General features: G+C 43.1%; 10 protein-coding genes and 1 riboswitch. All 10 genes read left to right on the top strand.

Features of this window, described 5'->3' with window-relative positions:
• On the top strand, positions 1 to 1,200 hold the full coding sequence (gene aroC, locus HRU80_08630) for a chorismate synthase (GenBank protein ID QOJ28941.1): 1,200 nt from the start codon (positions 1 to 3) through the stop codon (positions 1,198 to 1,200).
• A 2-nt stretch (positions 1,201 to 1,202) separates the two neighbouring features.
• Positions 1,203 to 1,862: an MBL fold metallo-hydrolase gene (locus HRU80_08635; GenBank protein QOJ28942.1), complete on the top strand. Its 660-nt coding sequence runs from the start codon at positions 1,203 to 1,205 to the stop codon at positions 1,860 to 1,862.
• A gap of 74 nt (positions 1,863 to 1,936) precedes the next feature.
• A complete protein-coding gene (locus HRU80_08640; GenBank protein ID QOJ28943.1) occupies positions 1,937 to 3,010 on the top strand; it encodes a hypothetical protein in 1,074 nt (357 codons plus the stop codon).
• A 91-nt stretch (positions 3,011 to 3,101) separates the two neighbouring features.
• Positions 3,102 to 3,839 (top strand): hypothetical protein, encoded by a 738-nt coding sequence (locus HRU80_08645; protein ID QOJ28944.1) that lies wholly within the window; start codon positions 3,102 to 3,104, stop codon positions 3,837 to 3,839.
• A gap of 1 nt (position 3,840) precedes the next feature.
• On the top strand, positions 3,841 to 4,569 hold the full coding sequence (locus HRU80_08650; GenBank protein QOJ28945.1) for an ATP-binding cassette domain-containing protein: 729 nt from the start codon (positions 3,841 to 3,843) through the stop codon (positions 4,567 to 4,569).
• 6 nt (positions 4,570 to 4,575) lie between these two features.
• Entirely contained in the window at positions 4,576 to 6,117 is a 1,542-nt protein-coding gene (locus HRU80_08655; protein QOJ28946.1) for an acyl-CoA carboxylase subunit beta, read from the top strand.
• A 102-nt stretch (positions 6,118 to 6,219) separates the two neighbouring features.
• Positions 6,220 to 8,763: a LysM peptidoglycan-binding domain-containing protein gene (locus HRU80_08660; GenBank protein ID QOJ28947.1), complete on the top strand. Its 2,544-nt coding sequence runs from the start codon at positions 6,220 to 6,222 to the stop codon at positions 8,761 to 8,763.
• Positions 8,764 to 8,783: 20 nt separating this feature from the next.
• Positions 8,784 to 8,885: riboswitch (TPP riboswitch) on the top strand.
• 63 nt (positions 8,886 to 8,948) lie between these two features.
• Positions 8,949 to 11,441 (top strand): TonB-dependent receptor, encoded by a 2,493-nt coding sequence (locus HRU80_08665; protein QOJ28948.1) that lies wholly within the window; start codon positions 8,949 to 8,951, stop codon positions 11,439 to 11,441.
• A gap of 1 nt (position 11,442) precedes the next feature.
• The gene (locus HRU80_08670; protein QOJ28949.1) at positions 11,443 to 12,090 is read left to right on the top strand and encodes a thiamine diphosphokinase; all 648 of its coding nucleotides are present in this window, start codon (positions 11,443 to 11,445) and stop codon (positions 12,088 to 12,090) included.
• Positions 12,087 to 13,460 carry a hypothetical protein gene (locus HRU80_08675; GenBank protein ID QOJ28950.1) on the top strand — a complete coding sequence of 458 codons (1,374 nt, stop codon included), beginning with the start codon at positions 12,087 to 12,089 and terminating at the stop codon, positions 13,458 to 13,460. The genes HRU80_08670 and HRU80_08675 overlap by 4 nt, the downstream gene beginning before the upstream one ends.
• Positions 13,461 to 13,509 lie beyond the last annotated feature (49 nt).

Consider the following 13,509-nt stretch of genomic DNA (forward strand, 5'->3'; position numbering starts at 1 on the left):
ATGATTCGATACAGCACAGCGGGTGAGTCACACGGCAAAGGTCTTCTGATGATCGCGGAGGGCTTTCCATCAAATATCCCTGTCACTCAGGAATTTCTTAATAATGAACTCAGGCGCAGACAGATGGGATATGGCCGGGGGGGCAGAATGAAAATTGAGACTGATACAGCAGAGGTAATAAGCGGAATCCGTTTTGGTAAAACGATGGGTTCACCGGTGGGAATAATGATTCAAAATAAGGACTGGGAAAACTGGACCGAAAAAATGGCAGCCTTTGGCAGGCGGGGTAAAACAGAAAAAATAACCATTCCGCGCCCTGGTCATGCAGATCTCACCGGCTCGGTCAAATATGATTTTGATGATATACGCAACTCAATTGAACGCTCTTCCGCAAGGGAGACCGCGGCCCGTGTAGCAGCGGGTGCTGTTGCAAAGTCCTTCCTTGCTGAACTGGGCATCACTGTCGGGAGTTTTGTTGAGAGTATTGGAGGTGTATATCCTGACTTCAATTTTGCGGATTTACTGGCTGCAAATGATATTGATGAAGAGTTTTCGGCGGAGCAGATTAATCAACAATCTGATGCGAGTGATGTTCGTGTGCTTGATGAACTTCAGGAAGATAAAATTATCAGGAAGATTAAGGCCTGCAAAAAGATGGGGGATACACTCGGCGGCAGTTTTTGTGTTGCGGTGAGCGGTGTTCCTACCGGACTGGGATCCTTTGCATCAGTACAGGAAAGGCTGGATGCAGCGCTTTCAGGAGCTATTGTCGGGATTAACGCTGTTAAGGGCGTTGAAATAGGAGAAGGATTTCATGGTTCCCGTAGTTTTGGCTCAGAGGTTCACGATGAGATAATCCTCAAGAAAAAAGTTATTCGAAGGAAAACTAACCGTTCCGGCGGAATAGAAGGAGGTATATCCACCGGTGAAGTGATCTGGCTGAGAGGGTATATGAAGCCGATAGCAACTTTGATGTCACCAATCCGGACAGTTGATCTGAAAAGCGGTAAGGAAATTGAAGCCCGCCGTGAAAGAAGTGATTTTGTTGCAGTTCCGGCCTGTGCTGTGATTGCTGAATCAGTCACAGCCTGGGTAATCGCAGACTTTGTTCTCAGGAAATTCGGAGGAGATTCGTTAAGCGAAACGAAGAGAAATTTCACCGGCTGGAAAAAATATCTAAACAAGAGAAGGGTGCGATAAAAATGATCAGGAGGCAGGGTTCAATTTGCTTAAAGTCTATTACATTTAATCCATTCGGGGAGAATACCTATCTCCTTTGGGATGATGAAACAAAGGATGGTGTCATATTTGACCCGGGATGTTCAGACTCTCAGGAGGAGTTTGAACTGAGCAGTTATGTCTTAGAGCAAAAAATCCATGTTAAAGCGGTAATCAATACACACTGCCATCTGGATCACGTCTGGGGCAATCCTTTCGTTATTGAAACCTGGGGATGTCCTTTCTTTGCTCCCGAACTTGAACTCCCGCTCCTGAGAAATGCAAGAAAGCAGGGGCAGAGTTTTGGACTTATATTACCCGACCAGCCTGAACCGGACTCTCTCATTCGGGAGGAGGGCCTGTTGGAATTCGGAAGCATTAAGCTCCGCAGTATATTTACTCCCGGCCATGCCCCCGGAGAGTATTGTTTCCTGGTCGAAGGGACTGAATTTCTGATTGCCGGAGATGTGCTTTTTGAAGAGAGCATTGGCCGGACCGATTTGCCGGGGGGAAACCATAAGACGCTTATTGCCTCTATCAAAGAGAAACTATTTACCCTGCCCGACTCAACAGAGATATTTCCGGGGCATGGGAATTCTACAACTATCCGGCATGAAAAAGCTTTTAATCCGTTTCTGACGTAGATAACTATCTATTTTGTTGATTTATTGTATATTTACATCCTATTGTTCTATCACATCTCAATGAAGGAGACAAAATGAAAAAACTGCTAATTCCCCTTTTTGTTATGCTTGCTGCGTTTTCAGTCAGAGCACAGGACCTCCAGGAGACTCTCTCGAATCTTTCACAGGATGCAGCTAAAGCATATGTTAAACCGATAGTTTCTGCATTCGGGGCTAACATGAATTCAGGTTGGATTCACCGTGCGGTTCCGAATAAGACCTTCGGAATAGATTTTGAGGTGGGACTTGTTGTAATGGGCACCCTTTTTTCTGACGATTCGAAAAAGTTTTCCGCAAACGGAAGTTTTCGTTTTAACACCGATCAGGCAACACAGCTTACCACGGGTATGGATAATACGTGGGGACAGCGCGATACGATTATAAAGTATTTAACACAGGAAGATTTCACTGTCGGTATAAGCGGCCCAACAATAATTGGTTCAAAATCTGAAAATCTTGTTATTAGTTTTGGAGGTAAAACCTATACGGTAAATACTCCGCTGGGTCCCAGAAGTGAAACCGTGCAGCCGGATACTATTAGTATTCCCGGGGTTGCAGGATTTATAGAAAACTTGCCAGCTATACCCTTAGTTGCTCCTCAGTTAACTTTGGGTACTTTTTTTGGTACTGCTGTTGCCATTCGTTACCTTCCTGAAACTGAGATAACAAAAGACCTGGGTAAAGTCAAGTATTTTGGCTTCGGAATCCAGCACAACCCATCAATGTGGATACCATTCCCTATGCCTATTGACATTTCAGCAGGATTTTTTACACAGACTCTGGAAGTTGGTTCAATCTTCAAGAGTACAGCCACTTCATTCGGTGTATATGCAAGCAAGCAGATCGGACCTGGCTTCCTGAGCGTTACTCCATACGTTGGATTCCTGCTCGAGTCTAGTGACATTACTGTTAAATATGATTTTGAGCTTAAAGACACACCGACACCGGGAACAAGCACCGTTCTTCCAATCGAGTTTAAGGTAGAAGGTGAAAATAAATCAAGAGTACTGTTGGGTGCTTCTTTTAAAATCGGTCTTTTTAACATCAATGCAGATTACAATATAGGCAAGTATAAAAGTGCAAGCGCTGGCTTCGCATTTAACTTCTGATAATTTTCCAGATATCCAGACCGGGACAGTTACTCTGTCCCGGTTTTCTTTTTATCCTGATTCGATAATCTAACGTTAAAGGAATACCTGCTTGAAGCAGAAAATATTATTTGCAGCCGCTGTGCTTCTGCTCCTTACGGCAGGGGAATTGTTTACTATTCCGAAGCTGATTCCATCGGGAAGTTCAGTCCTTTCAGCTTTCGGTACACTCCTCAGCGGCTATGATCTTTTATTTCATTCCTTCTACAGCATAACAACAGTCGTATCCAATCTTATTATTTCGAATGTCTTATTATCTTTTCTGATGCCAGCCTATATCGGGTCAAGACTGCAGAAAGGTGAGTTGGCGGTTATCCCGATAGGAGTTCTCTCAATTGGTATATTCTTCACCGGACTTTATATACTGTTTCTTTTTCCGTATCAGCATCTTGCTTTATCTGTTATGCTCTTCCCGGTCTCGCTTGCCTTAAGTTATAATAATATGGTACCTGAACTGAACGGACTCCGTGGTGATACAATGCACTTTTATTCCTCCCTGACCGGAGATAAAAATTCAATGTATCAGATTTTAAGCGGATCACTGATGAGGGGAAAAATATTTTTTAATATTCATGATGTGCTCAATTCCCTCTGGATGTGGCTGCTTCTTTTTGAGTTTCTGTCTGATTACGGAAAAGGGCTTGGCTATCTTATCAGAATTGGTTTTGAATACTGGAGTCTGCCGGTAATGGCGGCATCAATGATTTATACGGTTCTGTTCATCTGGGCTGCCAATCTGCTCATGGATGCAATGATTTACCTGGTTAAAATAAGGAGACTGAAGAATTAACATGAAAATAAGCTTTCAGGATCTTAGTTTCTCCTATCAGAACCGTCTCGGAATTTCCCGGCGTGTTATCAGCGGCTTAACACTTGATATTACTTGGGATGGTAATAAAGCGATTGCCGGAATGCTGCTGCCTTATGGCGGCGGTAAATCTTCGCTGCTGCGAATTGCAGCCGGTCTTCTGACCCCTGATTCGGGGTCTTGCGTTGTTACGGGCGATAATGGCAAACCAGTAAAAGTTGTATATATTCCTCCGGTTCCCTGCAGCCTGTCCTGGCTCTCTTTTGATGAGCAGGTGCGGCTGGTGCTCCCGGATTTAAGGGACCAAAGTAAAATAAAACAAGGCGCTGAAATTTGCGGACTTGAAGGGTATGAAACACATCTCCCCTCAGAAAAGAGTGCATCATTCAGATTGCGCGTTCAGATTGCTCTTGCTTTGCTTTCAGGTGCGGGAGTAATTCTTCTTGATGATCCTTTTACCATGCTTCCTGCTGAAAGCAAAGATCACCTCTTCAGAGATCTTCGTGAGCTGACCAGCAGAACGGGAGCAGCCCTGTTTTTTGCGACCTCGGGTCTCGGAGATGCTGCACAGCTGACGGATACGTTGTATATCTTCAGCAGTCTTGCCGGGAGCCAGTATGAAGTTATTGATTCTTCTTCATGGTCCCGGGATTCACTCAGGAAAGAAAAGCAGGAACTGCTTATCAGTTTACCATCAAATATCAGATATTAAAAATTCATGAAAGAAAAAATCGAAAATCTTCTTGCCAGAAAAGAAGAAGCGTATCGGGGTGCCGGAGAAGAGAGGATAAAACAGCAGCATGATAAGGGGAAACTTACTGCACGTGAACGCCTTGATATACTTCTTGATCCTGATTCTTTTGAAGAAACTGATATGTTTGTAACCCAGAGATCAACCGACTTCGGTCTCGAAAAAGTAGCCATACCCGGTGACGGAGTTGTAACGGGTTTTGGAAAAATAAACGGCCGGCCGGTTGCTATCTTTAGTCAGGATTTCACCGTGTTAGGGGGATCATTATCTGAAACAAATGCAGAAAAGATCTGTAAAATTATGGAGACTGCACTAAGAATAGGGGTGCCCGTGATAGGCCTGAATGATTCAGGAGGTGCCAGAATTCAGGAGGGTGTTGTTAGTCTGGGAGGATATGCTGATATATTTCTTCGTAATACACTTGCAAGCGGTGTTGTTCCGCAGATATCTGTTATTCTTGGACCCTGTGCAGGCGGTGCCGTTTATTCTCCTGCAATAACTGATTTTGTATTTATGGTGCGGGATACAAGCTATATGTTTGTGACCGGACCCAATGTAGTAAAAACTGTAACACATGAGATTGTTACTTCAGAAGAACTTGGCGGTGCGGATACCCATGCAACTAAAAGCGGTGTCGCTCATTTTGTTTATGATAATGAGGTTGAAACGCTGATTAATGTCCGCCGGCTGATGGAGTATATACCATCCAATTTCATGGATTCTGCTCCGAAAAAGCAATACACTCAGAAGGGGAATGAAACCAGAGAAAAACTGAATACTCTCATACCGGTTGGTTCGGATAAGCCGTATGATATGAAGGAAGTGATTGCCGAACTGACGGATGATGAATTTTTTGAGGTGCATGCAACATTCGCCCCAAACATCATCACCGGATTTGCCCGTCTCGGAGGGCAGTCTGTCGGGATTGTTGCTAATCAGCCTTCTGTGCTTGCCGGGGTATTGGATATTAACGCCTCTATTAAAGGTGCCAGGTTCGTGCGCTTTTGTGATGCATTCGGGATTCCGTTGCTCGTTCTTGAGGATGTCCCCGGATTTTTACCGGGAACAGAACAGGAATGGAATGGTATAATACGGAACGGTGCAAAACTCCTGTATGCGTTTTGTGAAGCTACCGTGCCCAAGATTACCGTAATTACCCGTAAAGCGTATGGCGGTGCGTATGATGTAATGAACTCCAAGCATATCCGGGGGGATTACAACTATGCCTGGCCTTCGGCTGAAATTGCGGTTATGGGCCCGAAGGGTGCTGTTGAGATTATTTTCAAGAAAGAAATAGCCTCAGCTGAAGACCCGGTGGCCGAGTTCCATAAAAAAGTTGAGGATTACACAGCCAAATTTGCCAATCCCTATATCGCTGCAGCCCGCGGCTACATTGATGAAGTGATTGTCCCGGCAGAGACCAGAAAAAAGCTGATTTTTGCCTTTGACCTGTTAAAAAATAAAGTGGACAAAAATCCCAGAAAAAAACACGGAAATATTCCACTTTAAGCCTGATGACCTAGCGCTTACCGATTTTGTGTTTTGCAGTACCGTAAATAATTATTATATTGCAAAATTAACATAAATTTAACCAGATAGAGAGGAGATTCGATGATCTCAAATCTCAAATTACTTGTGATTGCCTCTTTAGTATCCGTGGGGTTCATTGGTTGCACGGGCACTAAAGAGACAACCGTTAAAATTGAGACCGTAGAAGAAGTCCCTGAAATCCAGAAGGTTGATATCGTCGGAGAACTGCTTGAGCAGGCCAGGCAATATTACACCATGGCATTACAGAAACAGTCCGTAAACAGCACCCTTGAGGCAATCACACAATATGAAAATGCCCTCAAGACAATTACCAATCTCAGCTATTATCCTTCAATTGACTCAAATGCAGCATACGAAGAACTCGCTGTGAGCATATGGGATGATTATCAGAAGTTTATTGAGAATTTATCTGAACTTCCGACAAACGTTTCATTGGGAGCCTATGAGCAGTGGATTGCACGTACCAATCCTGCAGTTGATCAGGCAATTGAAAGTCTGGATCCCGTTCTTAACCCGAGCCAGACGGTGGATATACCAGCCGAGATAGCGCTTGAAACCAACCCGATTGTTGATAAATGGATGGAGTTCTACACCGGAAGAGGAAAGAAATTCCTCACAATGTGGATGGCCCGGTCAGGCAGATACTTCCCTATGATGAAAAGAATTTTTGAAGAAGAGGGAGTTCCGAGCCAGCTTTTATATCTCAGTATGATTGAAAGCGGTCTTAATCCTACTGCCCGCTCAAGGGTGGGAGCAGTCGGACTATGGCAGTTTATGAAAGCCACCGGAAGTATTTACGGACTTCAGACGAATTTATATATTGATGAACGGCGCGATCCTGAAAAAGCCACACGGGCAGCTGCACGCCATCTGCGTGATCTTTACAGAAATCTCGGAGACTGGTATCTTGCTCTTGCTTCATACAATGCAGGGGAAGGCAGAATAAACCGCGCAATCAGGAAATCCGGTTCACGGAACTTCTGGACCATTATTAAATATCTTCCCAAAGAAACCAGAAACTATGTTCCGCAGTATATAGCAGTATGTCTGATTGCTTATGATATGGAAAAGTATGGTTTTACGGAAATTGAATATCAGACACCCAGCGAGTTCGACATTGTAAAGGTACATGAAGCCATTGACCTGCAATATCTAGCCAGTGGTGCGGGTACAACCGTTGAAATTCTGTCTGATCTTAATCCTGAACTTACACAGTCATGTTCTCCTGCCAATTTCCCCGGCGGTTACTCACTTAAAGTACCAAAGGGATCTTCCAGACTTCTTGCCGCAAATTTGCAGAATGTCCCTGAAGAAGCCAAGAAGAAGGTGATCGTTCATGTTGTAAAAAAAGGTGAAACGGTTAAATCCATTGCTTCAAATTATGGCATCACGGTGAATGAGCTTACTGATGCAAATAACATTTCGTCAAAGGCTAAGCTTAAACGCGGAGCCAACCTCAGAATTCCTCTTAAGGTGCGTTACTCTGATGTAACTCTGGCCGCCCAGTCAGAAGATGAAGTTAGCGCTGAGGATAATGAAAATTCATATATCAGTCCCTATACTCAACTTGCCGGTGATACTTCAACAGAACCGGCTGATACCGAGGAAACCGATGAACCGGGATCTGATGTAGCTTCAATTCCTGTCCCTGATGGAAAATCAGAAGTTTTTTATACCGTAAAGACCAATGACAATCTCAGCCGGATCGCCGAATTGTTTGATGTCAGGGTCATTGATATCCGCAACTGGAACGATCTTGCCTATAACCGGAAAATTAAGCCTGGTATTAAACTCCGTGTATTTGTTCCCGAGGAAAAGAAAGATTACTACGCTTCAATTGATACACAGAGTGAAACAGAAAAGCTGAGTAAACCGAAAACCATTTCATCTGTATCTTCATTCTACTATCAGGTGAAACGGGGTGAAACCCTTTCGAAAATTTCAAGCAAGTTTAATGTTTCGGTAAGCGAACTTAAGCAGTGGAACAAACTTAAATCGAACCGTATCAATCGCGGTCAGCGGCTTAAAATATATACTTCAAAGCATAGTGATGAAATCCTTGCTGTAAAAGACCAGAGTCGTGAGATAAAAAAGAAGGATGTAAAATACAAGGTTAAAAGAGGTGATAACCTTGGCAGCATTGCTCTCAAATACGGCGTAACCACAAATGATCTGAGAACATGGAATAATCTTGCCAGCGATGATATTCGCATCGGGCAGGTGCTTGCCATAACAACCAACGATAAATCTTCCAGTATGGGAGATGTTGCGGCCAATAAAAATACGACCCTCAATAACTATACAGTAAAAAAGGGTGATACCATCGGCGAAATTGCGGAAAGATTTGGCGTGAGTATCACATCAATCAAAAAGTGGAACTCGCTTAAATCTAATACCGTAAAGATTGGCCAGAAACTGAAGATTTATTCTTCTTCCACAGCGAAGAATAACACCTTAAACGGACCTGTGAAGCATGTTGTCCGTTCCGGCGAATCCCTCTACACAATTGCAAAAAAATATAATGTGACGGTTGATTCAATCCGTCAAAAAAATGATCTGCTCTCGGAAACAATTAAACCGGGACAGACCTTAGTAATAAACTAAAAATATAGTTCTTTAAATAGTTGAGCCGTTAGGGGTGCCTGCAGGCTATAAAGCAGGCTGAGAAAATACCCTTAGAACCTGAACCGGATAATACCGGCGTAGGGAAACGACCGGAGAAAGTCATTCTTTTCTGCGGCCCTTTCGCATTAACGGCCTTTTTTGTTCAATACAAATCAGGAGTAATCATGAAAAGTATGATTTTTTTCATACTGCTTTCCATTGCTGTTCATGCGCAGCAAACCAGCCGGATTTCCGGTCATGTCTATGACGGGGAGACCGGCAGTCCTTTATATTCAGCTTCAATATTACTTAAAGGAAAAAATACCGGCGGTACCACTGACGCGGCTGGGTTTTTCTCTTTTACGGCGGAAATGAGTGAGGCTGATACGATAGTTATTTCTTTCCTTGGATACCAGAAAAAATTTATCCCCTTTGCACAATTTAAATCGGGTAATCCGCTTAGCATTAATCTGACCCGCACACTCCTGAGCGCGCAAAGTATTTATGTAACTGCGGCTTTAGGTGAAAAAGAGCAAAATCCCGCTGTTCTTGAGGAAATTTCAAAACAGACGATTCAGGAAAATTACTCCGTACAAGATGTTCCGGAATACCTTTCAACTCTTCCTTCGGTTAGTTTTTACTCAGATAACGGCGGAGCGGTTGGATATAACTATCTTAGCATCAGAGGATTTGACCAGAGGAGAATCGCTGTTTCAGTGAATGGCATTCCGCAAAATGACCCCGAAGATCATAATGTTTACTGGATTAATTTTTCTGACATCTTATCTGGTACTGATCTTGTCGTTGTGCAGAGAGGATCAGGAGGCGGCATATCCGGTTATCCTGCTATAGGTGGTGCAGTAAATCTGATTACAGCATCCAATTCAGAAAAACCCTTCACTTATCTAAGAACTGGATTGGGGAGTTATAATACAAAGAAGATTTCTTTTGAAAGCTCAAGCGGAATTTTTAATAAAAAAAGTTCTCTCTATGTAAAACTTTCGCAGATAACCTCATCCGGCTATCGTGATAAGTCATTCGCCAAACTGAATTCCTATTATCTATCCTACCAGCAGTTTGATGATAATCTGGTTTCACAGATAAATATTTATGGTGGTATTCTTGAAGACGGACTGGTATATACCGGCCTGCCAAAGTTTACCGTAAAGGATGAAAATCTCCGCCGCAAGAATTATTCCTACTGGGAATCTGATAACTCACAGTTTACCTGGATTACCGAGAGGCGTGCAGGTGAGATAGAAAACTTTTCACAGCCCCATTATGAGATTCTTAATGAATACCAGTTTTCTGACAATCTGAAACTTAATTCTGCGCTTTTTCTGGTAACAGGAAACGGCTTTTATGATTATGATGCATCCTGGGCGCCTCTTTCATACTTCCGTGTATCAAGTATTTCAGGATTCCCGTCTTCGATTGATCCGGATACCATTTATTCGCCTAATGCCATTATCAGAGCTATGGTCGAGAATGTTCAGTATGGCTGGATTCCGCGCTTCTCCTACAAGCACGAAGGCGGTGAATTTATTTCAGGTCTGGAACTGAGGAAGCATAGTTCACTGCATTGGGGTTCACTGCGATACGGGGATAATCTGCCCGCGGGAATACCTCAGGAGTGGAAATACTATAGTTACCGCGGAGGTAAAGATATCGTGAATTTCTTTGTTTACGAGAATTATAAACTTAACGATAAACTTTCTCTACAGGGAGAACTTCAGGCAGCATACCATAAATACAGAATCTATGAGGAGCAGTTTGTTGCCAATAACTTTTCTCTTGATAATCTTTTCCTGAACGGAAGATTTGGCGTTTACTATAATTTTTCAGAACAAAACGCACTCTATCTCACCGCTGCAAGGGTAAGCAGAGAACCCCGTTTGAAAGAATATTATGATGCGGCCGAATCAAGCGGGGGAGCAGTTCCGCAATTTGTACAGAGAACAGACGGAACTTATGACTGGAATGAACCCTTAGTTAAGCCTGAAACATTGCATGCTCTTGATTTTGGATACCGGTACAGAGGCCAGAATTTTGACGGCGGAATTAATCTATATGCAATGTATTTTACGGACGAGATAGTCAAGAATGGTGATCTCGACCGTTTTGGGCAGCCGCGAACCGGAAATATGAAAGCCACCGAACATCTTGGTGCCGAGGTTTATGGAATATATAAACCCGTAAAGCAAATTAATATTATAGGAAACTTTACTCTAAGCAGTGATAAGATTACAGAGGGATTCCGCTATGCAGACCTTTCATCCGGGGTACAGAAAATTGATCTCGCAGGTAACCGGATTGCTGGTTTCCCCGGATATCTTGCCAATGCAATTGTTCAGTACGAGCAGTCCGGAGTTTTTCTTCAGGCATCAGCGAGATTCTCAGGTAAAATCTATTCCGATAATTATGGCGACAATCTGAAAAATCTGCTTGCTGTTTACCCTGATCTTACTTCTTACAATGACAATGTAAATGATGAATTTTTTACTCTCGGTTTATTCGCAAGCTGGTCATTCAAAATATTTGAGGATGCCAGAGAATCAAAAGTCTATGTTCAGGCGAATAATGTTTTGAATAATCTCTACTCCGCGTATGCTGTCGGGGGAGAATTCTTTCCTGCAGCAGAGAGAAATTTCTTTTTTGGATTTGAAGTCGGTTTCTAAAGTGAAAAGTAAAGCTATTATAATTGGAAATGGAGAACAGCCGCCCTCAGATATTCTAAAGGCGGCGGTGAATTCCGGTGTTTTCGAAATTATCTGTGCTGACGGGGGGTATCATCATGCTGAACGTCTCGGAATCGTCCCGGATATTATTATCGGTGATATGGATTCGCTGACAGCAGATGAAGTTTCAGTTCTTGAGGGAAAAATTGCAATGAAGAAATATGAGGGACAGAATGACACTGATGTTGAGAAAGCAATATCCTATTGCCTTGAGAATGGTATATCCGATATTGCACTGTTTGCTGTAACGGGCAAACTGATTGACCATGAAATATCAAATATAATGCTTCTGTTCAGGTATGCTCCTCATCTCCGTATCCGGATTTTCAATAGTGATTCTGTACTTGAAGCGGTTACTGGGAAAATCAGCAGGACGACTGGAGCAGGTGCACGTGTGTCATTTTATGCATTTGGTTCTGAACTTCAGGTTAAAACAAGAGGGCTGAAGTATCAGCTCCCTGATGAGAAGCTTATTTTCGGTAAAGAAGAGAGTACATCCAATCTTTCTGTTGAGGATACAATCTTTTTTGATGTTTCAGGAGGATATATGCTGCTGATTCTTCCTTTGGACAAGAATAACCCGCTTTGATAAGTTTTGCTTTCTGGGATTATGCAGTCCTGCTGCTCTTTTTTGTTTCGCTGCTGATTACAGGATATATTGCGTCCCGCAGGGGAGGGAGTGATGAGCAAAGCTACTTTCTTGCCGGCAAAAAGACAGGAATCGTTCTTTTTATCGTAACCAATGTTGCCACCTGGTATGGCGGAATACTAGGAATCGGTGAATTCACCTATCAGTACGGACTTGTTACCTGGTTCACACAAGGATTACCTTATTACCTTTTTGCCATACTCTTTGCGTTCTTTATGGTGAAAAAGGTTTACCAGGGTGGAACGATTACAATTCCTCAGAAGATTGAATCTGTGTATGGCAGGGGAGCGGGCAAGACTGCATCTTTATTTGTGCTGATACTCAGCTCACCTGCTCCTTATCTTCTCATGGTTGCTCAGATTCTTGATTTATTTTTCGGATTGCCGCTCTTTTGGGGACTTGTGATTTCAGCCGTCCTCTCAATTTTTTATCTGATTAAGGGGGGCCTGCTGTCAGATATTTATGTTGATGCACTTCTTTTTATCGTTATGTTTTCCGGTTTCGGAATTCTTCTCTGGAGTGTTTATACATCTGCTGGTTCAGAGATACTCTTTAATCAGCTTCCAGCATCACATCTTTCTCTGACAGGAGGATTGTCACCACTATATCTTGGTGTCTGGTGGATGATTGCTGTCTGGACATTTGTTGATCCCGGGTTTCACCAGAGGGTCAAAGCTGCCCGCTCAGTGAACACAGCGAAATGGGGAATCATTATCTCAGTTGTGCTCTGGCTGGTCTTTGATTTTCTGACTAATGTTACCGGATTATATACCGCTGCACTGTTGCCAGGAATTAGTGATCCTAAAAACTCCTTTCCACTGCTTGCTGACCGGTTTCTCACTGTGGGGTTTAAGGGTTTCTTTTTTGCTGCTCTCTTTGCAACAATCATATCCACTTCAAACAGTTTCCTTTTTATAAGCGGAACGACTATCGGAATTGATTTTATCAAAACCGGACAAAAGAAGAAAGCAGCAATTTATGGAATGATAATCTCCGCTGGTCTGGCTATTGCACTGGCGCTTCTAATTCCATCGGTTATTGGCATGTGGTATCTTATCGGTTCTGTTTGTGTGCCCGGACTTCTTCTTGCTACTCTTGCTGCATATTTTCCCGGGCTTAATATTGGCAGGGGAGTGATACAGGCAGGGTTCATTGCAGGAAGTCTCAGTTCCGTTTTATGGTATATACTCAGGGAAGCAGGAAAACTCTCCCCGGAATTAGAGTTAATTGAACCAATGATTGTGGGACTTGCGGTAATTAGTATTTTAGCGGGAGGTGAGAAAATAAATGCGGTCTTCCGGAAAAGATAATGAATTCCGGCAGCCGGTATACAACTGCCGGAAAATAAAAGAAGTCAGA

The sequence above is a fragment of the Ignavibacteriales bacterium genome (genome assembly GCA_015709675.1).
GTDB lineage: Bacteria > Bacteroidota > Ignavibacteria > Ignavibacteriales > Ignavibacteriaceae > H2-BAC3.

Excerpts from the sequence above, each read along its gene's own strand:
- HRU80_08640 (QOJ28943.1), top strand. The coding sequence starts at position 1,937 with ATGAAAAAACTGCTAATTCCCCTTTTTGTTATGCTTGCTGCGTTTTCA.
- HRU80_08665 (QOJ28948.1), top strand. The coding sequence starts at position 8,949 with ATGAAAAGTATGATTTTTTTCATACTGCTTTCCATTGCTGTTCATGCG.
- aroC (QOJ28941.1), top strand. The coding sequence starts at position 1 with ATGATTCGATACAGCACAGCGGGTGAGTCACACGGCAAAGGTCTTCTG.
- HRU80_08650 (QOJ28945.1), top strand. The coding sequence starts at position 3,841 with ATGAAAATAAGCTTTCAGGATCTTAGTTTCTCCTATCAGAACCGTCTC.
- HRU80_08660 (QOJ28947.1), top strand. The coding sequence starts at position 6,220 with ATGATCTCAAATCTCAAATTACTTGTGATTGCCTCTTTAGTATCCGTG.
- HRU80_08655 (QOJ28946.1), top strand. The coding sequence starts at position 4,576 with ATGAAAGAAAAAATCGAAAATCTTCTTGCCAGAAAAGAAGAAGCGTAT.
- HRU80_08635 (QOJ28942.1), top strand. The coding sequence starts at position 1,203 with ATGATCAGGAGGCAGGGTTCAATTTGCTTAAAGTCTATTACATTTAAT.